Genomic DNA, 22,433 nt, shown 5'->3' on the forward strand with positions numbered 1-22,433 from the left:
AATGAGCAAAGAACTCGAGGTGCAGTCGCAAAAACTCTCTGCAGAGCAGCGGTTTGATCTGTTTATGAATCGACTAATGAGTGAGCGCGAAACATGGATTCTTACCGATGAGCATGGTTGCGTGATGTTAACCGATAGCGATGAAGACCTCGTTCCATTTTGGCCAAGTGAAGAAACGGCCAAACTGTGGGCCAGTGATGAATGGTCCGATTGCCAACCAAAAGTGTTATCATTTGTTGAGCTGATGGAAAAGTGGATACCGGGCATGGAAGAAGATGAATTGGCGATGATCATTTTCCCCGGTGATGACCTAAAAGGGCGCATATTGCATCCTTGGGAGTTCGCCGAACTCATTAAAAAGAAGCAGGAAAAGCTAGCTCGTAAAAATTAAAACGTGATGTTTTTTCATAACTTTTAAATAGTTAATTACAATTTAACGATAAAATTTGTCGAAATTGACGGCCAATTGTGGTTAATTTAAATTATGAGATCACATTTTTTCTCTTCAGTTAAACCCCACCAACGCACATATTGGTTTGCTTCGCTGGGGATGTTGGTATTGCTTACCGGTTGTGCCGGTATGCAATTTTCCGATATGTTCAGCGGTTATGCTCAGCAGATGCAACCGGTGCGAGCGCAGATCGATCAAGGTCAGGTACAACAAGCGCAATCGTTAGTCATTCAGCGCGGTAAAACAGAAAACAGTTACGCATTGAGCCAGCTGGAAAGAGGTCGTCTGGCGTTTCTTGCCAATGACTGGCCGGCAAGTCAACAAGCTTTTGAAGAGGCGTACAATTACGTCAGAACAACCAATGAACAGGCTAAAATACGAGTCAGTGAATCGTTAAATCAAGCCAGTGCGCTATTAAGTAATGATAACGCCTTACCTTATATCATCCCATCTTTTGAACAAAGTATGATGCATTCGTATCAGGCGATTAATTATTTGATGCAAGGTGACAGGGAAGGGGCGTTAGTTGAAGTTCGCCGAGCAAATATCGTTCAGGAAAATGCCTTAAAGCAAAATCAGAAAAAAATTGATCAAGCCCGTGATGATGCGCTGCAAAAAGCCAATGTGTCAGAATCGAGTTTATATTCCAGTTTTCCGGATATGGAATCGACCTTAGCGGATGTTAAATCTGGTTTTCAAAATGCATACACCTTTTACCTGTCTGGTGTCCTCTATGAGGGCAGTGATGAACTCAATGATGCTTACATTGATTACAAACGTGCATTAGAAATCAATCCCCAAAGCCCAGTTATCATTAATGATGTTCAGCGCCTGGCGCAGCGTTTGCAGATGGAAGATGATATCGAAAGATTTAAGGCGCGTTATGGTACTTATCAACCGAAAAGCGCAACGACCCAGGGCAAGGGCGATGTGGTTGTGATGATTGAGTTAGGACAAATCATTCCGCGTCAGGATGCAAGCATTAACATTCCAGCCAGTCATCATGGTAATTTACGCTTTTATTCTTTGTCACTACCGTCTTATAACCATGCTAGTCAGTTTGCAGCGCCTAGCAAAGTGCAATTAAGTCAGGAAGGGAAATATTTAGTGGCAGACCCGATATTGGATTTATTGCCATTGGCTAAATTCCAACTTTATGATCAGATGCCAGGAATGGTGGCACGCCAGGTACTAAGAATATTTGCAAAAGAAGAAATTCGACAGGAAGCTGCCCGCTCTGGCGGCGATGTCGGTAATGTGTTGGCTAGTTTATATAACATGGCGTCAGAGCGCGCAGATACGCGCTCCTGGCTGACGTTGCCACAGCAGATACAAGTGTTACGACAACCCTTAATTGCAGGGCCGCAAACGATTCAGGTTGACTATAATGGTCAACAGCAAACGATTGATGTAGAAGTAAAAGAAAACCGTATTACCTTGATCAAACTCACGGTAACGGGAAATTATATTGGCTATATTAGCTCTAACCTATAATTAAGATCGTGAGATCTTCGGAGTATGTTTATGCGCAAACTCATAGTATTTGTTTTACCTTTATTGTTGCTCATTGGCTGTGCCAGTGAACCAGATACCTCGGGTATCGGTACTGATCCTATGACCCAGGGAGATAATTTTCAGGATTACCTAAAGGTTAATAACCCGGAACTTGCCAAGCGATTGCAAATTTCTGACGTTAAATCCCGGACCACCAATGAATTTTTAGAAGTAAATCTGGAACTGCTCAGTACATACGATAAAACTCAGAATCTCCAATATCAGTTTTACTGGTACGATGCTGATGGGTTTGTGATTGAACCGGGCAAAACACCATGGAAATCGGTTGCCTTGCACGGCCAGCAAAGTTTGACGTTAAGGGCGATGGCTCCGGTTAAGAACGTAGATAAATTCAGTCTTTATGTGCGCGAAGTACCTAAAGAAGTGTATAAATTCGAAGACTAAAAGGAACAAACATGAAAAAACTAACATTAAGTGTGATTAGTATCGGTTTATTGTTGGGCCTCGGGGCCTGCTCAAACAAAGCAACGGTCTCCTATGGTGATGCACAGGAAGTGGAAACGACGGATTTAAGCTTTGGGTCAACGGATCTGCAAAAGATCGCGACAGAAATGACGGATTCTTTAATCGAGTCGGCTGCAGTGAATGAGCTGGTTAAAGATGGTCGTCCGGTGATGTACGTTGAACGTATTAAAAACAAAACGTCTGAACATATTGATACAGAATCTATTACTGATTCCATTTCCACCAAATTACTTCGCTCCGGTAAGTTTCGTTTTGTCGATATGTCGCGGGTTCAGGACGTAACCAAGCAACTCGAGTTTCAAAATGAAGGAGGCTTAGTGGACCCTTCCAAGGCGGTTCAGTTTGGTAAGCAGACTGGAGCCGAATATATGTTGTATGGCAACCTTTCCAGTATTGTGAAGTCCAACAAAGATAAATCTGACGTTTATTATAAATTTACGATGCGCTTGATGGATCTTGAATCCGGTATCGTGGAGTGGGCCGATGAGACGGAAATTCGTAAAACCAAAGAGAAACAAGGCTGGAGCTGGTAACCGTTAATTGGATAAGCTTGAACTGGATAAGCTTTAAGGAACTAAACATGAAACACTTAATATCTGTTGTTGCTCTGATGGCGATGTGTTTAAGCCTGCCGGTGCTAGCGCAATACGAGCGCAATAAAGCGATGCCGGTAGAAAAGGTGCTGTTTGGCCAGGTGTTAAGTGTTCGTGATATTTCCAGAGAAGAGCTGGTTGAAGATCAAAACCATGGCTGGAAGGTGTTTGGCGGTGCGCTGATAGGAGGTGCCATCGGCAATCAGTTCGGAGGCGGGAGTGGCCGGGTAGCGGCTACCATTCTTGGCTCTATCATCGGCGGTAAAGTATCCGCAGATCATAATCCGCAATATCAAAGTCGTACCATTCGTTTGGTTGAAATCATGGTAGAAACCGAACAGGACGGTCAGTTTATGGTGGTTCAGGACTTTGATCCGGCGATGGTATTTCATCAGGATGATTTGGTTCGTATGGTTTACCTACAAGGCGGTATTGTTCGCCTTGATAAACAAATGTAAAGGCATTGGCATCATGAGTTTTACTCACAACCTGTTGTTATCGTTAAAAGCCATACTGCCACTCGCATTGGTCTTGAATATAACGAGCTGCACGTCCATTCCCGAAGGTGTGCAACCGGTTGAGGATTTCGAATTATCACGTTATTTGGGCACCTGGTACGAAGTTGCCAGACTGGATCATTCGTTTGAACGGGGGTTAGATCAGGTGACGGCAGAATACACCGTCGATGAAGATGGTAATGTCGTTGTGTTGAACAAAGGCTTTGATACAGAAGATAAACAATGGTCAACAGCTAAAGGCAAAGCCAAATTTGTTAATGGATCTACTATCGGCCATTTAAAAGTGTCATTTTTTGGTCCCTTTTATTCTTCCTACGTGATTTCACATCTACAGGAAGCTGGCAATGGTAAAGGGATGTACCAAACCGCCTATGTAGTGGGTTATGATACGGACTATGTCTGGTTGTTATCGAGAACACCTACAATAGATGACAGAGAAAAACAGCAGTTTATCGAACATGTCGCTAAATTCGGTGTTAATACTGATGAATTGATTTGGGTTAATCAACAACCCAGGTAACGAGACTGTAACTAAATCTCGGATATCTGAATACTCCTTTAAAATTCTATTTCCACAACCACAGCCTGGTGATCGCTTAACACTTCTTTTGCAATTTTATAGCTTTTATAATTCAATTCTTTAGAAATAATTACCCAATCCAGCCGCTTGTTACCATAGGTTGCCAAATTTTCCGATTCAGGTTCATAGAGTTTAAAACTCCCGGACTCAGCAAGAAAACGAATAACCTTTTCAGATCCTAACCATTCGCTGTTAAAGTCCCCCATAATCACAGAATTTCGTCTACGTTGCTCCAGCATCATTGCCAGAGTGCGAATTTGTTGGTTGCGCTTGGCCTGACGAAGAAAATCCAGATGTACCGAATAGATGTCAATTTCCAGACAGTCTTTGTCTTGTGGCGCGCAATCCCAACCAACTTTACCCGTAACAAAACCTTTTTGGGTGGAAGGGGGAGTTGGCCTGAAAGCAACCGAAAAGGATTCACGTATTGGCAATCTGCTCATGATGGCGGTGCCATAAGTGCCAAAAAACTTATCGACATGAGAGGCTTGAATATAAAAATGATAGCCAGCTTTTTTAGCAAGGTATTCGACATGATTGAAGTTGCCGCTCCACCAGGAAGGTGCATCGGCTTCTTGCAAAGCAACCACGTCTGCCTCTTCGCGTTTTAGCATCTCAGCAATATCGTCGAGGTTCTTTTCAATGGCTTTCTTGCTGGTAAGGATCTGACTAAATGCGTCCTTACGCCCGTGCGCCATGTTTAAGCTGATCACCTTTAAAAAGTCTTTATCGATAAGGGAAAATTGCACATCTGGGTTAACTTGCACATCTAATGGCTTGGGCTCGGGCAAACCATCAGGGGTTTCTTTGGCGAACGAACCGGGAATGCAGAGCAACAAATAACTGAAAAGAACAATAAAAGACAAGCGCTTAAAGGTCACATTTACCTCTCGAACAGGAGTTACAATAGTGCTTCTGTCTTAAGTCTATTCAATTTGTGATGATTAACCAGAATTGTCGGATTTAATATTTTTCATTACATTGATTATGGGATCTAAAACCTTCATCCCAAGGACGGCGCATATCAGCCCGATTAGACCGGGATTCAAGCTGTGATCACTGTTTAAGGCTGGTGGTGTTAAATCACCAAAAAATTCTTTTAAAATGACAAAACACACGTAAAACAACAACGTCGCCAACAGAGCTTCAATCAAAGGTTTTTTCAAGCGTGCAAATTCGCGATTAGCGACCATGTCACGGTGATAAAGCAACGTTGCGCCAAATGCGATTAACAATGACCAAATAGGATTAGAGGGTAAGGTTACGTGAAAAAACAAAGGTTGGCTTTGTAATCTGAACTTATCGCGGTAAAAGCTAATGTCAAAACCGCCCATTTGCAAGGGCGTATGTTTAAAGGCAAAGCTACCATCCTCGGCAACGGCTAAATCGATTATTTTCGGATCGCTATCACTTTGGTTTTGCTGGCGGATACGAACCTTGTAATTTTTATTCAGCGCTGGCTTGTTAACCTTACCTGTAACTAATATGGAACCTGACAACAGTTGTACGAATTTTCGGTCAACACTGGCCTCGATATCATCGGGTTTGACCACCACTTGTTCACGATTTTTTAGAAGGTATTGAGCCTCTTTTACAAAAAGTGTGGCATCGACCATGTTAGAGACGAAATCACCGAAGTGATTGAACCGATATTTTTCATGAGCCAGCTGGGTCCGGAACGTTTCTCTGCTTAACCGTTGTGAGGCATAGAGACGAAAACACGCAACCTGATTGATATGACACCAGTTATTCTGTTTTATTGTTTGCTGAAACTCGGTGTTGATATGCTCTGGCTCTACGAGCGCATGCAACGTTTTATTAATGATTTCCTGTACCTGTTGTTCATTAAACGGGTCAAAGTCCCGTATCAGTTTAAAGGTGAGTTCTGTGGCCAGTACCGTTGATAGGTAGTGCTCTTGTCGAGGGTTAAACTGAGCTACTTTATTGCTAAATTGCCCTTCATAAAGGTTTAAAGTCGGCATGGAAATAAGCAAAGAGTTAGCCTTGAGAAAAGGAAAGCTCGCAGGCGTTCCGAAGGCATAAAATTTGATGTCAAATGCACCTGACAGTTGCCAGTAAAAGTCCCGGACCCCAGCCATCGATTCGTCATCGGTCGATGTTGCAAAGATCACCGCATTGGGTTTGTGAATATCATTGTCGTTTTGCCATAGCGTTGCTGTTCCAATCTGTTTTTGATCTTGTTGCCTCGATGCCAGAGACGTACAGTAAATCTGTTGCTTACGATAACATCGGTAGATATTTTTGGGCGCAATACCTTTACCAGCCAACGTGGTCTCTAAATGTTTGGTGAGCCCTTCAGAATATAGGTCCTTATCTTTGTAGAATATATGGATGTTAAAATCATTGGATGTAGCCGCGGGTTTATGGGCACTCTGAAGCTTATTGACCACATTCATCACTCGCTTATCATCGGCGTGTACGGTTCGATAAAAATATGGGTATAAAGGGCGACCTTCTTCGTCCTGGTTAATATTTGATCGAGTTGCGGTGGAGTTAATTATCGGAATGTTTGCTGACTCTATGGCCAATAAATTTAATAATTTGATGGTACATCCTGAGGTTAAAGGCCCAAGAATCAATCCTATTTGCGCCCAGTTTTTTATTTGTTCGAACGTTGAATTACAATCGAGACTTTTTAACGGTAGGCGAACAAATTGATACTTGGATTTGAATTCGCTGATCACTTTGCCGGTGCTAAGAGGATTCTCACCGGTATTGAAAAATTCTTCATCAAGTTGAATGGCTTCAAGGGTATTATTAATACTGCGAATAAAGATATCGTTGCCTTGTTGGTTTAAGTCGTCATCAAAAACCAGGATTTGAATGGTGTTATTGTGTTGCTGTGCGTGCGCTTGAGGATTGGTACTAATAAAAACTATCGTAACTAACAGTAGTGCCCATAATACACATACAACTGCGCATATCTGTTTAGGAATTCGTAACCGCATAACGGCTGCATCAGGTTGTTGGGTTGGCTTAAACATCCCCAGAATATCTCCAAACCACGCCCTTTAGAGAAGCAAATCTAATGAGAAATAAATCATGGTTTTCAATGCATTGAGCATAGCTTGCAATGGCGGCTTTGCAACCTGTCAGCTAAGCAGGAAGTGCACCTGAATTAGGTGAAGAACTTAGATCCAGACCGTAAAGCCTATACCTGTTCTTTGTCTTATTGTATTTGAGATAATCGTCGATATAGACTCTTGCTGAGCTCACTTCTGTGTTCAATCTTCTCCAGGAACTTTTCACTAACCCGATTGAAAACACCGCCGGCATTAGACGTTATTAATTCCCCGTGACAGAGAAATATTTGTTGAAAATCCCAGCTATCTACCACTTCAAGCACCTCCTGTGCTTTTCCAGCGTCGGTGGTGTACATGCGAAATTCTGGCGAAGACATGGGTTTTTCACGAACCCCGAATAGCTTAAACAGCCAGAGCTTAGACGTTGTCGATTTACTCATATTTTCAATATAATCAGCGACAATTAACGTTTTCGAGGGTTTGTGAAGCAATAGAATTTCGGTGAAAAAGCAGTTTCCGGCCGTAGTGATCATGTCGATATCATGGGAAAGGAAATTTGGCTGATAACCTTGTACAACCTCATCTACCCGAATATCGGGGCATCGTTCTTTTAATCCTGGCGCGGCGTAAATTTTTGCTTCGGGATAGGCTTCAATATATTCAGCAAGTGCTTGATTATGGATTTTATTAGGGGCAACAATCCAGGTAACCTTGCCAATATCCGCTAACGACTGTTTGATCGCATCGTTGAGAAAAATAGGCGAGTAGATCAGCAGTTGGTTATTTTCCGCCTTAACAACTGCCATACGGGTTTGCAGTGTGGTTCCGTAAAACGTTACAAAGGCACTGCTGATAAATAGATTGTCACCAAACTTCTGCACGGTTGCGCTCTTTACTGGCTTTATTAATAATGTATCAAGTATAAGCCATGTTAAGAAAAGTCACCGTGTCTTGAACAACCATGTACTTTACCCGTGAAATTTTGGAATATACAGACATCTAGCCTTTGGGCCATTATCGAAAAGGAACGCCATATGTCCGATGAAAAAGAAACATCTGCGATAACATCCGTACTGTTTGTCTGCATGGGCAACATATGCAGAAGCCCTACGGCGGACGCCGTGTTCAGGCAAAAGGCGAAAGAGCAGGGGTTTGATATTGACGTGGAATCTGCGGGCACCATTGCCTATCACCAGGGAGAATTGCCCGATAAACGCTCCCGTGAAGTTGGTGAGGCGAGAGGTTATGACTTTTCCGATATTCGGGCTCGCAAAGTGGTCGATGAAGATTTTGAAAAATTCGACCTTATCGTTGCCATGGACCATGACAATATGGATGATTTACTCAAGCAATGTCCGCAAGACTTACAACATAAAATTCGACTGTTTTTGGAGTACGCCGAAGATCGCGCGGAAATATCCGTACCGGATCCGTATTATGGCGGGAGTCATGGCTTTGAGCATGTGTTGAACCTTATTGAAGATGCCAGTGACGGCTTATTGAAGTCCCTAAAGTCTTAATATTTGCACTTTGATATTGATAATCGCGGTTTGAATGAAAAAGGGTTAATGACAAGCATTAACCCTTTTTTTCGTTTTACTATATCAGAAATTGCTAACGAGTTTATTCGATAATCTGATAAACGGTTACGGTACCGCTCACTTCACTACCTACCAGCAATAACGGATTGCCATTTGGACTCTTGTCGGCATCGACAAAATACATCGATTCTGGACCTAAATCACCAGCAAAAAGAGCATTAGTACAATCCATGCCTTGTGCTTCATCGCATGGATTATCCAAATCATCATCAAGTTCAAAATCAATGCTAAAATCGCGATTATTCAGGTGATTATTGAAAGTTACATTGAATGGATTGGTGATGTCGTAAACAAAGATATCGCCAGAGCGCTCAAGACCGATAAAGGCAAAGTTTCTGTCTCCGACCATACCTAACGCTAACGCTTCTGGTTCACCACCTTTATCGTCAGAGCGGTTATCGCCTTTGTTTTCGGTATGGGCACTATTAAAGTTATTGCCAAGGATTGCGGCTGAAATTTTTTCAAAGTCATCACCGGAATCGAACACTAAGGTACCTTGTTGATCCCAGATTGAAAAAGAACGTGCGCCATAAGCATATAGTGTTTCATAAACACCATCTGCATCGACATCGCCTAGCGCTGTCGTCACTTTCAAGCGACCAAGACCGTCACTACCGCCAGTTTGATCATAAAGGGCCTGTAACTCATCTGAAAGCTCAAGGTTTAACTCATCTTTATCAATGATGTCTTTTACCCGAACTTCTTCTGTGTAACCATCATAATCTCTGGAATCACCTTCATTAGCGGTAACGATAAAGTTAGCGCCGTGCCAGTTAAAACTCGCGATGGTATCCGGTTGGTACATGCCGAATACACCCGGTAGGGTGCGGAACGACGCAATTTCGTCTTTGTTGGTGTAGTCCATTTCAAATTGGCTCCAGTCTTTGAAACCAAATGGCTTTACTTCGATTTGATAGGATTCTAAATCGATAATACCCAGAGCATTGTTTTCCTGAAAGGAAACAAATGCGGTTTTGTTATCTTCGCTAACGGCGATGTATTCAGGCTCAAGGCTTTGTGCCAGTGTAGTGCCGGCGGGGCCCGCTAGCTTTAGTCCTGCGTCAAGAAGCAAGGCTTTGCGCTTTTCATCGCTATCAAAATCCGTAGAGGAAAGTAAATCGGATGAGAACGTCATGTCTGTGGTTAAATTTACGGTCATTGCTTCATCGGCAATCATGCCGTTATCAATGCTGATAATCGAAACTGAACCTTCAGGATCTATGGTGTAATCGCTGTTTGGCTCGCCTTCGTTAGCCACTAATACGGTACTGCCATCCTGATTAAAAGTAACCATATCGGGCAGGGCACCAACTTTTACCGCTTTGATAAAACTGCCATTGCCGCTATCGTCCAATTGATAGAAAAGTATTGCACCGGCGTTGGTTGCGGTATCGGCGGCAACCGCAATGGCTAAGGTATCATTAAAGATAGCGATAGAATTGGCGTCACCCAGCAAGATATTTTCACTTGCACCAGAAACCATAACGTCAACATTATCGGCAAACGTAAATGGTGCAGAGTTTAATGAAGTATCGGATGTTGGGTTAGCAACTTCACCGGTTGGTAAAGCGGCTAACGAAATTACTTCTACCTGATTTAGATCGCCATTGATGGCAAAAGCCGATTGTGATGACTGATGAAAAGTAACGATTTCAGCCGCGCTTTTGCCAAGGATTTCCTGACCACCTGCCTGAAAACGGCCAACAACCTGTAATGATACGGAATTGTTGGCATTGATACCGTCTGAGCCATTTTGGCCGTTAACGCCATTTGTACCATTTAACCCTGAGGAACCTACCTGGCCATTTATACCATCATCACCTTCTAACGAGCAGGCACCTAATAGACTTAGCAGGCTTAGCGAGATAATTTTTTTTGTAAGGTTTTTCATTGTGTTTCCCTGATTTTTAAAATTCAGAAAAACATTAAAGTCTACACATGACGGTTTGGTTAAAGAAAAGCTAAGCTTTTTTGAAGCGTTGAAGACGTTTTGAAGAAAGGCCTACCTTTTTTGGTTACATTTACGTAAACAGTAAAAGGTAGGCTGGTAGCTTTATCGGTTACTTACGGATTTGGCGAGGATATCAAGGATCTTTTCGCTATCCGTCATATCGATACAGGCGTCGGTAATGCTTTGACCATAAGTCAATTGATCTTCCTTACCTGGGATGACTTTTTGATTGCCCGGCACTAAAAAGCTTTCAATCATCACACCGAAAATGGCATCGCTACCGTTTTTAATTTGCTCGGCAAGGCTCTTGGCCACCTCAATCTGGCGATTATGATCTTTAGCACTATTACCGTGCGAACAATCCACCATGATCTTAGTGTCAATAACAGACTCCTGGAGTTTTTGATAGGCCTCTTTTACGTCTTTGGCGTGGTAATTTGGTTGTTTACCACCACGTAAAATGATGTGAGAAAACGGATTGCCGTGGGTTTGGTAAATCGACATTTGTCCGCTTTTATCTGGTGAATATAGTACGTGGGGCACACTAGCGGCTTTGATCGCATCAATGGCAATCTTTACATTACCATCGGTACCGTTCTTAAAACCTACCGGGCAGGATAATGCCGATGCCAGCTCTCGGTGTACCTGAGATTCTGTCGTACGGGCGCCGATCGCGCCCCAACTGATAAGATCAGAAATATACTGACCGGTAACCATATCCAGGAATTCGGTTCCCGCAGGTAAGCCCAGCTCATTGATTTCCATTAACAGATTTCGGGCCAGGTGCAGGCCTTTTTCGACATCAAATGACTTATCCAGCCAAGGATCGCTGATCAAACCTTTCCAGCCTACGGTGGTTCGAGGCTTTTCAAAATAGACCCGCATAACTATCTGTAATTGATCGCGGTATTTGTCATGCAAGACTTTTAATTGTTTTGCATAATCCATTGCCGCTTCAGGATCGTGGATAGAGCAGGGGCCTATGACCACCAACAATCGCTTGTCCTTTCCGCAAATAATGTTTTCTACGGTAGTACGTGAGTCGATAATAAAGTTGGCGGTTTCTTCAGAAAGAGGGATATCTTCGGCTAGTTGCGCCGGTGATATCAGATGTTCAATCAATGAAGTGCGAAACTCGTCAGTCTTTATGGTCATTCGATTAGGATACCCTTGTTAATTAGGCCGCTAACATAGCTAAATTCATGAGATATGTGAAATAGTTTCTATGAATTTTATAGAATAATTTAGTTATTTTCTTTTTGGTCCAGGTGTCACTGCACCTTTACGATGAAAATCATCAAGGATATTGTGCAACCAATTGCTAACCAACGAGTTAATGACATTGGCCATTCATTTATGCGTTCTTCGTTATTAATATTTATAACGCTGCAGCCCTGTTACCGATAAAATTTTTGCGGAAATCTCTTCAACGGAAAATTTGGTGGTATTCAGGTAGGGAATTTTTTCTTGTTTATAGAGCTTTTCCACTTCCCGAACTTCTAAACGACACTGGCGAGCGGAAGAATATTTGGAATTAGCCATTCGACCGTTGCGTATATCAATCAAGCGATCCGCGTCTATGGTCAGTCCAAATAATTTGTCTTTATGTTTTTGTAAAAAGCCCGGAAGCTTTAATTCCTCGATATCATCCTCAGTAAACGGGTAGTTTGCGGCTTTAATTCCATATTGTAGCGCGAGATACAAGCAAGATGGGGTCTTACCTGAGCGAGAAACACCGACTAAAATAATGTCAGCGTGTTCATAATCCGTTACACGAGTGCCATCATCATTAGCCAAAGCAAAATTCACCGCATCGATTCGATAGTCATAGCTATTCTCGTGAATTGAGTGAGTTCTGTGTGCTTTTGGCTTAGCCCCGATCCCTAATTGCTGCTCTACCGGACTAATAAAATGCTCGAGAAAATTATAGATTACGGCATCACAACTGTCGATGACTTCGCGCGTATCAGGGTTCACAAACGTATGAAATACAAAAGGTTTTACGCCAGTTTTTCGATAGGCCTGATTGATTTGCTGCTTTACCTGCTGGGCTTTTTCTACCGTCTCGACAAAGGGGATGGTGAAGTGCTCGAATTCCACTGGAAAAAGAGACAGTAAAGCATGACCGAACACCTCAGAAGTGATCGCTGTACCATCAGAAATATAAAAAGCTGCGCGCATTTGTTCTTCCTTGTAAAAACTTACATTATGTGTTTCAGTTAATGTATGGGTTGTGTAGAATACCGCTGACTTAAATATAGTAGCAACACTTTAATTAATAAGTCACTTCGATCCTGTTTCATACTTCTTGGAGAATAATAACGTGCAAGAACATGTACTTTGGTATGAAGACCTCAACATGAACGACGTTGATCGCGTGGGTGGTAAAAATGCTTCCCTTGGTGAAATGATCAGCAACCTTTCATCCCTGGGTGTTCAAGTACCATCGGGCTTTGCCACTACCGCTTTCGCTTTCAATGAATTCCTTGACCAATCTGGTCTGACTGAAAAAATTTACGCAGAACTCGACACGCTGGATGTCAGTGATATTCAGGCACTGACGCAAACAGGGGCGAAAATTCGCCAATGGATTATTGACACGCCATTCTTGCCGGATATGCAACATGCCATTGAAAAAGCCTATGGCAATCTTAATGCCGGTTTAGGTGATGAGGTTTCATTTGCGGTTCGCTCTTCAGCAACCGCAGAAGATATGCCAGATGCTTCATTTGCCGGACAACAGGAAACATTTTTGAATGTCCGTGGTTTTGAAAATGTCATGATCGCCATTAAACATGTATTTGCGTCGTTGTTTAACGATCGTGCCATTTCCTATCGAGTGCATTCTGGTTATGACCACAAAGGTGTGTCTTTATCGGCAGGTATTCAGCGCATGGTGCGCTCAGATATAGCATCTTCCGGTGTTATGTTCAGTATCGATACTGAATCAGGATTCGATCAGGTAGTTTTTATCACTTCGAGTTATGGCTTGGGTGAAATGGTAGTGCAAGGTGCTGTTAATCCAGATGAATTTTACGTGTTTAAACCATCGGTAACAGAGCAAAAGCCTGCAGTTTTGCGTCGTAATATTGGCTCTAAATTGGTTAAAATGATTTATACCGACGATTTAAGTCATGGCAAGCAGGTTGATGTGGTCGATGTTGAGCCGGCGCAATCAGAGCGCTTTTCGATAACAGATTCTGAAGTACAAGAGCTGGCGAACCAAGCGATGATCATTGAACAACACTATGGTCGTCCAATGGACATCGAGTGGGCCAAAGATGGTTTGGATGGCAAGCTATACATCGTTCAGGCACGTCCGGAAACGGTTCGTAGCCGTGAAAGTGGTAATGTAATGGAACAGTTTCTATTACAAGGTCAATCGAACGTATTGTGTGAAGGTCGTGCGATTGGCCATAAAATCGGTAAAGGTACGGTTAAAGTGCTGAAAAGCATCGAAGAAATGGACAAGGTTTTACCTGGTGATGTACTAGTCACTGACATGACCGACCCAGATTGGGAACCTATCATGAAACGGGCATCGGCGATTGTTACGAATCGAGGCGGTCGCACTTGTCATGCTGCCATCATTGCCCGAGAAATGGGCATACCCGCCGTTGTTGGTTGTGGAAATGCCACCGATTTGCTGAGTACCAACACAAAAGTCACCGTCAGTTGCGCAGAAGGCGATACCGGATTTATTTACGATGGCGAATTAGATTTTGAAGTGAAGCGCTCTGAAATCGACAATATGCCGGATATTCCGTTTAAGATCATGATGAATGTGGGCAATCCAGACCGAGCCTTTAGTTTTGCCCGCTTACCCCACAGTGGTATTGGCCTCGCTCGACTTGAATTTATCATCAATAAAATGATTGGAGTTCACCCCAAAGCGTTGTTGAATTTTGATTCACTTGACGCCGGACTACAGGAAGAAATTACCGATATTATTGCCGGTTATGATTCTCCGAAAGAGTTTTACATTGCGAAATTGACCGAAGGTATTGCGACGTTAGCAGCATCTTTTGCCCCTGAGCGCGTCATTGTCCGTATGTCGGATTTTAAATCAAACGAATACGCTAACTTAGTTGGTGGTGATTTGTATGAACCGGATGAAGAAAATCCCATGATCGGGTATCGCGGTGCGTCTCGCTATATCAGTGATGAATTCCGAGAATGTTTTGCCATGGAATGTGACGCCATTAAACGGGTTCGTCATGACATGGGTCTTGAGAATGTGGAAGTCATGATCCCATTTGTTCGAACTATCAAAGAAGCCGAACAGGTTATTGATATTTTGGCGGAGAATGGTTTGGTCCGTGGTGAAAACGGACTCAAAGTTATTATGATGTGTGAATTACCGTCCAATGCCTTATTAGCCGACCAGTTCCTGGACTACTTTGATGGCTTTTCTATCGGTTCTAATGATTTAACCCAGCTAACACTCGGTTTGGACCGAGATTCTGGGTTGGTTGCACATTTATTTGATGAACGCGATCCTGCCATTAAGTCTTTGCTAGAAATGGCAATTCAGGCCTGTAAGCGTCGCAACAAATACGTCGGAATTTGTGGTCAAGGCCCTTCAGATCATCCAGACTTTGCCGCCTGGTTGATGGACCAAGGCATTGACAGTGTGTCACTAAATCCAGATTCAGTGTTATCAACCTGGATGTATCTAAGCGAGTCAATTAACTAGCAGTGGTTGGTTTACAGGATTTAGGATAAAAAAAGCAACCTTCGGGTTGCTTTTTATTTTTAAATCGATTGTTTTTTAACGTCATTTTTAGCATCATAGGCGCATATTCTCGCTAAAATATTTCTGTTGTTTATGCTACCGCGCCTTGATGTTGACGATTTAGTTTCACCTTTATATCAAAAGTATCTGCAAACCCTGCAATCTAGTGGTTATCGCGGCGATATTTCCTGTCAGTACAGCGAAAGATTAGCGGTTGCGACAGATAACAGTGTATACCAACAAATACCACAAGCGGTGCTACACCCAAAATCCGTTGATGATATTTGCATTATTACCTCATTGGCGAATCTTGAAAAATTTCATGAAATTCAATTCTCAGCCCGAGGCGGCGGTACCGGTACCAATGGTCAATCCTTGACGCCCGGGATCGTGGTGGATTTATCCCGTCACATGAATCGTATTCTTGAAATCAATGTTGAAGAGCGTTGGGTGCGGGTGCAAGCGGGGGTGATTAAAGATCAACTCAATGAATTTTTAAAACCTCATGGCTTTTTCTTTTCGCCAGATTTATCAACATCAAACCGCGCCACCATTGGCGGTATGGTCAATACAGATGCGTCAGGGCAGGGATCGCTGGTATACGGGAAGACCTCAGATCACGTACTGGGACTCACCAGTATTCTTGCTGACGGTACGCTGTTAAACACTGCAGCACTGCCAATTGAAGACGCCGAAAGAAAAGCTTCATTGGCTAGCCGGGAAGGTCAGGTGTATCAAACAGCATTAGCAAGCTGTGGTGATAATCGCGACAAAATACTCAGCAAATTTCCAAGGTTAAACCGATTTTTAACGGGTTACGATTTAGAAAATGTTTTTGATCCAAGCTTAACGCAGTTTGATCTTGGCCGTTTGATTACCGGCTCTGAAGGCAGCTTGGCGATCGTCGCGGAAGCCAAACTAAATATCACTGAAATCCCCAATGTCAGGGCGCTGGTCAATATCAAGTATGATAGTTTTGAGTCAGCCCTTCGTCATTCGCCTGATTTAGTTGAAGCAAAAGCCTTGAGTGTAGAAACCATCGATTCGAGAGTATTGAATCTGGCGAAACAGGATATTGTCTGGCATAGCGTTCAAGACCTGATTACCGATGTACCTGATATTGAAATGGATGGTTTAAATCTGGTGGAATTTACCGGTTTTGAACAACAAGAAGTTGAGCAAAAGATTGCCGCGCTTGAAAAATCTCTCAATGGTAAGGCTGCCAAAGACAAAGGTGTTATCGGTTATCAAATAACCTATGATCTGGCTAGTATCTCTCGATTGTATGGGATGCGTAAAAAAGCGGTCGGGCTGCTTGGGAATGCCAAAGGCCATGCTAAGCCGTTAGCGTTTGCAGAAGATACTGCAGTACCACCAGAAAACCTTGCCGACTTTATTCTTGAGTTTCGGGCACTGCTCGATTCACATAACCTTGATTATGGCATGTTTGGCCATGTTGATGCCGGGGTCCTGCATGTTCGCCCGGCGCTGGATATGTGCGATCCTAAGCAAGAAGAAGTGCTGCGTGAAATATCCGATAGCGTTGTTGCCTTAACGGCAAAATATGGCGGCCTGATGTGGGGCGAACATGGTAAAGGTTATCGCAGTGAATACGGACCGGCATTTTTTGGCGAAGAATTGTTTTTAGAATTACGGAAAATCAAAACCGTATTTGACCCGTTAAATAAAATGAATCCTGGCAAGATTTGTACGCCACTTGAGCGCGATGACAAATTAGTCAGTGTTGATGATACAAAACGCGGTGGATTCGACCGTCAAATCCCTATTCAGGTTCGTGAGGATTTCCCATCGGTCATGAACTGTAATGGTAATGGTCTTTGCTTTAACTTCGACAGCAAAAGCCCTATGTGCCCATCCAGTAAAATAACATCTGACCGTCGTCACTCGCCCAAAGGTCGAGCGGGCTTAATGCGTGAATGGTTACGATTATTGTCGGAAAAGGGCGTAGATCTCGAAAACCTTAAAAATGGCAAGCAAGGATTTTCCGTCAAAGCCATGGCGTTAAAGACAGTCAATACGTTGCGTTTCAAAGCCGGTGAATACGATTATTCACACGAAGTGATGGAAGCAATGTCAGGTTGTCTGGCTTGTAAAGCGTGCGCGAGCCAGTGCCCGGTAAAAGTAGATGTTCCCGATTTTCGAGCACGATTTATTGATCACTATTACGGTCGTTATTTGCGCCCAATTAAAGATCACTTCGTTGCGCATATCGAAACGATGGCCCCCTTGATGGCTAAATTCCCGCGTACGGTGAACATGTCCATTAATAACCCAGTGTTTGCCTGGGTATCTCGCAAATTTCTAGGCTATGAAGATACGCCATTGTTATCGGTGCCGTCGTTAGAGAAACAGGTAGACGACGAAGGTTTTGAGTCGTTTGATTTATATGCTCTGCAGCAACTCAATGATGAAGATAAGGCCAGAACCGTTCTTGTGGTTCAGGATCCGTTTACCTCATTTTATGATGCCAACGTCGTTGCCGACTTTATGCGCCTGGTGAAAAAGCTCGGTTTCAGGCCTGTGTTATTGCCGTTTAAACCCAATGGCAAACCACAACACGTTAAAGGGTTTCTTAAAAAGTTTGCGAAGACCGCCGCAGATAGCGCAGAATTTTTAAATGAATTGCATCGCCTGAATATGCCGATGGTAGGTATGGATGCGTCACTCGTGCTTTGTTATCGCGATGAATACAATCAGGTTCTTGGTGAAAGCAGGGGCGATTTCAATGTGTTACTAAGCCACGAATGGTTATTTAGCATTAAGGATAAGCTTGGGGAAATTTCAGCGAGTACTAATCCAGGTACTTTCAAGCTGTTTGCCCACTGTACCGAGAAAACCGCGTTAGCGAAGAGTGAAGTTCAATGGCAGGAAATATTCGCTATCTTTGGCCTTAAACTTCAAGCTATGAGTGTTGGTTGTTGTGGTATGGCCGGTACTTATGGCCATGAAACTCAGAATCAGGAAAACTCTAAAGGATTATTTGAACTGAGCTGGCAAACGCCGTTGAAGCAAAACCCTACAGAGTTGATGTTAGCCACAGGCTTTTCATGCCGTAGTCAGGTTAAACGCTATACCGATAAGAGGCTACAACATCCGGCTCAGGCAATACTTAAGCATCTTTCCTGAGATATTAAACGAATAATCACTTAGATGAGTGAATAGAATAACAAATAGAATTATGAATAAAATTGAAATTCAATACTGCAGCCAATGCCGTTGGTTACTTCGTTCTAGCTGGATGGCACAGGAATTACTCACGACATTTGATGGCGAAATATCCGAGCTAACATTAAAACCCGGTACCGGCGGTATCTTTGAGGTTTTGGCCAATGATAAAGTGATCTGGTCACGAAAAGAGCAGGGCAGGTTTCCGGAAATTACTGAGCTTAAACAAGCTGTAAGAGATGTGATAGCGCCAGATAGATCTCTCGGTCATTCCGATAAAACCAAAAACTAGTCATTGAGGTAGTTGCTTTGAGTTTTAGTTTGGTTGTATCCATTACCGCAATTGCAGCATTTTTATTGGGCATAGGGTGGTTGTTTTTTTCGCCGTTACTTATGCGCCGCTGGGGAATGACGGTACATGAAGAAGCCATTGTTGTTGGCCGACGTTTAGGAACGGTTTATCTTGGCATGGCAATTATCTTATTTCTAGCCAGAGAGGTGCCAGTATCTGAACTACGACTAGCGATAACTGCTGGCCTGCTGTTTGCCATGGTAGTGCTAGCCATTATTGGCTTTCGTGAGTATCAGGCTAAGCGGGTTAACGCCAGTATTCTAATTAGTGTAGGATTAGAAATATTTCTAGCCATAGGTTATTCACAAGTGCTGATAGATGACATCAAAGTGTTGTCCGGGGCATCTTTATAAATTGAGAACTTGTTGATTTTACGGGTTGGAAATTAGAGATAAAAAATCCCGTTCAAAGATGGGCTGATATGAAATTAAGGATCTACATTATGTAGATCCTTTTTTTAATTATCTTAAAAATCAACATGTTAGAAATAGTATAAACACCTAAATAACATTCCGTGTCAACCTTAATTGTAAATATTATCAATAAGTTACAAGCCGATCATTCATGTTTGCCGTTGAGTCTGCCTTAAAATACGTTCTTTAGCTCCACTTTTTCCCCTACCAAATTGTTTTAAACGTAAATATCTTAACGATGCTTTTTTACATTAAATAATTAAAGACCTAATCCGTAAGAAGGCTGTTAAAAATATAGTTAAATAACAACAACTTAAAAACATTCTAATCCAGCAAAACCACTCCGTGTCAATGCTTTTTTCCATGAATATCAATAAGATAATAATGTATTTGACAACAAGCTCACAATCATTAGCATAAGGGGGGTAGGAGGAAATATGTCACGAATCGTCGTAATCGATACAGAAACAACAGGTGTTAGCCATTCAAGCGGTCATAGAGTTATCGAGCTCGCCGCTGTTGAGATCGTGGACGGTAAGCTTTCGAAGAAAAACTATTTCCATTCATTAATAAATCCAGAAGGGCGGAAAATTAGCCCTGGTTCTAGGAAGGTTCATGGAATAAGAGACCAAGACCTCCAACAAAGCCCTACTTTTGCTGATATCGCAGAGAGCTTCTTAGATTTTATATCTGGAGCTGAGTTATCAACCTATAACCTAGATTTCGATTTGGGCTTCCTGCAAGCAGAACTAGATCGCGCTGGTTTAGATGTTGTATTAAGAAGAGATTTTAAATGCTCTTGCCTAATGAAATCCATTGCGAACGGAGGTAAGTGGTTAAAACTCGACGCCGCGTGTCGCAGGTACTCCATTGATATTTCATTAAGAAAGGTGCATGGCGCTTTAATCGATGCTCAATTGGCTGCCGAACTTTATATTAGGCATCACCTAACGGAGCAAGTACCACTGCAAGTGACCCCGCAGCTTAATAAGCACACAGCCCCTGTTGCTTTCCCAATCCCTAGAGCGTTTAGGCATCCAGAATCCAATGAAATGGTTCAATTAAACTATTGTAAGAATCCAAATTGCGACAACTATGGCGTACCCGCTAAAAACCCTTTAAAGAATAAAGATGGCACTCCCAAGCGAGGGCTTGCAAATGATTATAAACTAACAACCACTCGGTCAGGCAAGTCTCTTACTTGCAAGTTATGTAAAACTAGTACGCGCTTAATTAATAATAGAGCTTATGTATTAGAGTCTATAAGAATTAACAATGAGCATTCGCTTCTGAGCGCTAGCTGTCCAAACGAATCCATCATTAAGGGGCGCGGGAAGGGAAAGCCTTGTAAAAATTTTAGCAAAGAGATCCATAACTACCCTGATAACTATATTAAGAAGGGAATTAATTACTCCAAAGTTGCAGGATATGAACATAAAGGCACTCAGAGAATAGAATGTAAAGCTTGTGGCAAGCAATTCAATGTTGCAATCGATCCACAAGTAGGCCAACAGAACCACCAAATAAACGAGGCGCTTTTTTCATTATTAATAAATAAAGGGGTTATCAATAGAATCCAAGAATCTTTGGGGATCAATGCGCCACTAATATATCAACGCATTGAGTTTTTCTATCAGCAATGCATTCAATTTGAGCAATGGCATATCAAGGAGAACATTCATAGGCTCCAAAACAAATCATTGGAGATCAGTATGGATAGACAACACTACCTCGCTAATTGGAGTGAAAAGAAAGATAGACGTCCAACAAAGTTAGTTAACACGTCATCTGTAGACAATAACTCACGATATGTACTTGCGAGCACAGTTAATTTTGATTTCACTTCTGACTGGCAAGCAATCAAAAAAGATTTTAAAAAGCGAAAAGAAAGCTTTAAGCCAATTCATGAAAGAATCTACTCTCAGTACGTCGTATCCGATAGTGATGTAGAGTCAGATGACGTTGAAGATGCCTTACCTCTTAAAGCACCTAGTAAACACTTATTAGTGCAGCAAACCTATTCGCTTATGGCTCATCTGGCCCAAGTAAAAAAGTTTTACGATTCTGCTAACCATGTTGACCTTTTCGCCGATGACGACGAAGGCTTCGAGCTTGGCATTTGTTTAACTTTGAACAAGTTAATTAAGTCTGGAAAAGTCTATCCAGTTTTGATTCGAGCTGACAGAAATAACGCCAGCCAAATGCAAGACAGACGTACTTGGTCTGAGCAGGTTTTGATCGAAGAAGGCTTTAGTGAATTAGAGATCAAGAATGCTCAGAATAATCAGGACGACTTAAACAAGTTGGCACATAAATATTTTTCGGCATCATTAATCCAACGCAACGAGAATATTGGTAATAGCAAGTCAGAATGGCTGGTACACCCCTTTCCGAAGTATAGACAGACAATGGACATTAAACCTTTAGTTCTCCCTGATGGTGAAATATCACAGGAATTATCTGAATCACTATCAGATGTTTCGACACATGGCGTTGACAACTTTTTTCAAATGATACGTCGTAGGATTAATATGCTGGAACGTCCAATTACATCTGCGACAAACGGGTTGAGATGGAATGGTTACGCGTCATATAACCCTAAGTGGGCAGCAATGCTTATTGAAATATTCAGGGTTTACTCAAACTATGTATTAACTGATAAGAAGACATTGATGAATAAAAAGAGCAAAAGGACGCCTAAGACTCCAGCTCAAAAACTCGGCCTTGCTGATGCTGGATACAGCATTGGAGATATATTATCTTTCTCAGTCATTAGTTCGAGCAAATTCAAGAATTAAAGAATTAATCATTTGTAAAGCTTTTTACATCAAGCTTTGACTTTTGACGTTTAATCAGTAAATTAAATAAATAGCCGGAGCTTACTTCCGCTTAGAGCGATCAGCAGTCATTCAAAGGGTAAATAATTTTAATGAAAAATCATTGTTGTGAACAAATGAATGATGCAGTAG

At 42.3% G+C, this 22,433-nt stretch carries 18 protein-coding genes; 12 read left to right on the forward strand and 6 right to left on the reverse strand.

Translation table 11 applies throughout. The annotated features are described in order from the left end of the window. Position 1: 1 nt before the first annotated feature. The 6 genes from ACHUFQ_RS04465 to ACHUFQ_RS04490 all read left to right on the forward strand — a co-directional run bounded on the left by ACHUFQ_RS04465 (position 2) and on the right by ACHUFQ_RS04490 (position 4,122). The gene (locus ACHUFQ_RS04465) at positions 2-391 is read left to right on the forward strand and encodes a DUF2750 domain-containing protein (protein WP_394173377.1); all 390 of its coding nucleotides are present in this window, start codon (positions 2-4) and stop codon (positions 389-391) included. Between the two features lie 93 nt (positions 392-484). After that, the gene (locus tag ACHUFQ_RS04470; protein WP_394173379.1) at positions 485-1,945 is read left to right on the forward strand and encodes a COG3014 family protein; all 1,461 of its coding nucleotides are present in this window, start codon (positions 485-487) and stop codon (positions 1,943-1,945) included. A gap of 30 nt (positions 1,946-1,975) precedes the next feature. Beyond that, the gene (locus ACHUFQ_RS04475; protein WP_394173381.1) at positions 1,976-2,410 is read left to right on the forward strand and encodes a YcfL family protein; all 435 of its coding nucleotides are present in this window, start codon (positions 1,976-1,978) and stop codon (positions 2,408-2,410) included. 11 nt (positions 2,411-2,421) lie between these two features. Next, positions 2,422-3,024, forward strand: a complete 603-nt coding sequence (gene lpoB / locus ACHUFQ_RS04480) for a penicillin-binding protein activator LpoB (RefSeq protein ID WP_394173383.1) — start codon at positions 2,422-2,424, stop codon at positions 3,022-3,024. A gap of 47 nt (positions 3,025-3,071) precedes the next feature. After that, positions 3,072-3,542 (forward strand): outer membrane lipoprotein, encoded by a 471-nt coding sequence (locus tag ACHUFQ_RS04485; protein WP_394173385.1) that lies wholly within the window; start codon positions 3,072-3,074, stop codon positions 3,540-3,542. Between the two features lie 13 nt (positions 3,543-3,555). Further along, positions 3,556-4,122 carry a lipocalin family protein gene (locus ACHUFQ_RS04490; protein ID WP_394173387.1) on the forward strand — a complete coding sequence of 189 codons (567 nt, stop codon included), beginning with the start codon at positions 3,556-3,558 and terminating at the stop codon, positions 4,120-4,122. A 38-nt stretch (positions 4,123-4,160) separates the two neighbouring features. Here the strand turns inward: ACHUFQ_RS04490 and ACHUFQ_RS04495 are convergent, their stop codons facing one another. The 3 genes from ACHUFQ_RS04495 to ACHUFQ_RS04505 all read right to left on the reverse strand — a co-directional run bounded on the left by ACHUFQ_RS04495 (position 4,161) and on the right by ACHUFQ_RS04505 (position 8,107). After that, positions 4,161-5,063, reverse strand: coding sequence for an endonuclease/exonuclease/phosphatase family protein (locus ACHUFQ_RS04495; RefSeq protein WP_394173389.1), 903 nt, complete (start codon positions 5,061-5,063; stop codon positions 4,161-4,163). A gap of 63 nt (positions 5,064-5,126) precedes the next feature. Then, on the reverse strand, positions 5,127-7,187 hold the full coding sequence (locus ACHUFQ_RS04500; RefSeq protein WP_394173391.1) for a hypothetical protein: 2,061 nt from the start codon (positions 7,185-7,187) through the stop codon (positions 5,127-5,129). Positions 7,188-7,372: 185 nt separating this feature from the next. Then, the gene (locus ACHUFQ_RS04505) at positions 7,373-8,107 is read right to left on the reverse strand and encodes a DUF4336 domain-containing protein (protein ID WP_394173392.1); all 735 of its coding nucleotides are present in this window, start codon (positions 8,105-8,107) and stop codon (positions 7,373-7,375) included. Positions 8,108-8,260: 153 nt separating this feature from the next. Here ACHUFQ_RS04505 and ACHUFQ_RS04510 point away from each other — a divergent pair, with 153 nt between their 5' ends. Next, complete coding sequence (locus ACHUFQ_RS04510; RefSeq protein WP_394173393.1) at positions 8,261-8,746, forward strand: low molecular weight protein-tyrosine-phosphatase; 486 nt, start codon at positions 8,261-8,263, stop codon at positions 8,744-8,746. A 103-nt stretch (positions 8,747-8,849) separates the two neighbouring features. Here ACHUFQ_RS04510 and ACHUFQ_RS04515 read toward each other — a convergent pair whose 3' ends face one another. The 3 genes from ACHUFQ_RS04515 to ppsR all read right to left on the reverse strand — a co-directional run bounded on the left by ACHUFQ_RS04515 (position 8,850) and on the right by ppsR (position 12,959). After that, positions 8,850-10,718: a choice-of-anchor I family protein gene (locus ACHUFQ_RS04515; RefSeq protein ID WP_394173395.1), complete on the reverse strand. Its 1,869-nt coding sequence runs from the start codon at positions 10,716-10,718 to the stop codon at positions 8,850-8,852. A gap of 162 nt (positions 10,719-10,880) precedes the next feature. Beyond that, positions 10,881-11,933 (reverse strand): 3-deoxy-7-phosphoheptulonate synthase, encoded by a 1,053-nt coding sequence (locus tag ACHUFQ_RS04520; RefSeq protein ID WP_394173396.1) that lies wholly within the window; start codon positions 11,931-11,933, stop codon positions 10,881-10,883. A gap of 216 nt (positions 11,934-12,149) precedes the next feature. Beyond that, positions 12,150-12,959, reverse strand: coding sequence for a posphoenolpyruvate synthetase regulatory kinase/phosphorylase PpsR (gene ppsR / locus ACHUFQ_RS04525; RefSeq protein WP_394173397.1), 810 nt, complete (start codon positions 12,957-12,959; stop codon positions 12,150-12,152). Positions 12,960-13,101: 142 nt separating this feature from the next. On the opposite strand from ppsR, the gene ppsA reads away from it, so the two are divergent. From ppsA to ACHUFQ_RS04550, 5 genes are all read left to right on the forward strand, one after another. Continuing rightward, positions 13,102-15,474, forward strand: a complete 2,373-nt coding sequence (ppsA, locus tag ACHUFQ_RS04530) for a phosphoenolpyruvate synthase (protein ID WP_394173399.1) — start codon at positions 13,102-13,104, stop codon at positions 15,472-15,474. A 132-nt stretch (positions 15,475-15,606) separates the two neighbouring features. Then, positions 15,607-18,660 carry a D-2-hydroxyglutarate dehydrogenase YdiJ gene (gene ydiJ, locus ACHUFQ_RS04535; protein ID WP_394173400.1) on the forward strand — a complete coding sequence of 1,018 codons (3,054 nt, stop codon included), beginning with the start codon at positions 15,607-15,609 and terminating at the stop codon, positions 18,658-18,660. A 52-nt stretch (positions 18,661-18,712) separates the two neighbouring features. After that, complete coding sequence (locus tag ACHUFQ_RS04540; RefSeq protein WP_394173402.1) at positions 18,713-18,991, forward strand: SelT/SelW/SelH family protein; 279 nt, start codon at positions 18,713-18,715, stop codon at positions 18,989-18,991. A gap of 17 nt (positions 18,992-19,008) precedes the next feature. Next, positions 19,009-19,404: a hypothetical protein gene (locus tag ACHUFQ_RS04545; protein WP_394173404.1), complete on the forward strand. Its 396-nt coding sequence runs from the start codon at positions 19,009-19,011 to the stop codon at positions 19,402-19,404. A 497-nt stretch (positions 19,405-19,901) separates the two neighbouring features. Continuing rightward, on the forward strand, positions 19,902-22,262 hold the full coding sequence (locus tag ACHUFQ_RS04550; RefSeq protein ID WP_394173405.1) for an exonuclease domain-containing protein: 2,361 nt from the start codon (positions 19,902-19,904) through the stop codon (positions 22,260-22,262). The last annotated feature ends 171 nt before the right edge of the window (positions 22,263-22,433 follow it).

This window comes from Thalassotalea litorea, from assembly GCF_043642205.1.
GTDB lineage: Bacteria > Pseudomonadota > Gammaproteobacteria > Enterobacterales > Alteromonadaceae > Thalassotalea_A > Thalassotalea_A litorea.

Bases quoted from the DNA above. Each gene is read 5' to 3' on its own strand.
- ACHUFQ_RS04515 (WP_394173395.1), bottom strand. From the start codon at position 10,718: ATGAAAAACCTTACAAAAAAAATTATCTCGCTAAGCCTGCTAAGTCTA.
- ACHUFQ_RS04465 (WP_394173377.1), top strand. From the start codon at position 2: ATGAGCAAAGAACTCGAGGTGCAGTCGCAAAAACTCTCTGCAGAGCAG.
- ACHUFQ_RS04475 (WP_394173381.1), top strand. From the start codon at position 1,976: ATGCGCAAACTCATAGTATTTGTTTTACCTTTATTGTTGCTCATTGGC.
- ACHUFQ_RS04510 (WP_394173393.1), top strand. From the start codon at position 8,261: ATGTCCGATGAAAAAGAAACATCTGCGATAACATCCGTACTGTTTGTC.
- ACHUFQ_RS04520 (WP_394173396.1), bottom strand. From the start codon at position 11,933: ATGACCATAAAGACTGACGAGTTTCGCACTTCATTGATTGAACATCTG.
- ACHUFQ_RS04485 (WP_394173385.1), top strand. From the start codon at position 3,072: ATGAAACACTTAATATCTGTTGTTGCTCTGATGGCGATGTGTTTAAGC.
- ACHUFQ_RS04500 (WP_394173391.1), bottom strand. From the start codon at position 7,187: ATGTTTAAGCCAACCCAACAACCTGATGCAGCCGTTATGCGGTTACGA.
- ACHUFQ_RS04470 (WP_394173379.1), top strand. From the start codon at position 485: ATGAGATCACATTTTTTCTCTTCAGTTAAACCCCACCAACGCACATAT.
- ydiJ (WP_394173400.1), top strand. From the start codon at position 15,607: ATGCTACCGCGCCTTGATGTTGACGATTTAGTTTCACCTTTATATCAA.
- ACHUFQ_RS04540 (WP_394173402.1), top strand. From the start codon at position 18,713: ATGAATAAAATTGAAATTCAATACTGCAGCCAATGCCGTTGGTTACTT.
- lpoB (WP_394173383.1), top strand. From the start codon at position 2,422: ATGAAAAAACTAACATTAAGTGTGATTAGTATCGGTTTATTGTTGGGC.
- ppsR (WP_394173397.1), bottom strand. From the start codon at position 12,959: ATGCGCGCAGCTTTTTATATTTCTGATGGTACAGCGATCACTTCTGAG.
- ACHUFQ_RS04550 (WP_394173405.1), top strand. From the start codon at position 19,902: ATGTCACGAATCGTCGTAATCGATACAGAAACAACAGGTGTTAGCCAT.
- ACHUFQ_RS04490 (WP_394173387.1), top strand. From the start codon at position 3,556: ATGAGTTTTACTCACAACCTGTTGTTATCGTTAAAAGCCATACTGCCA.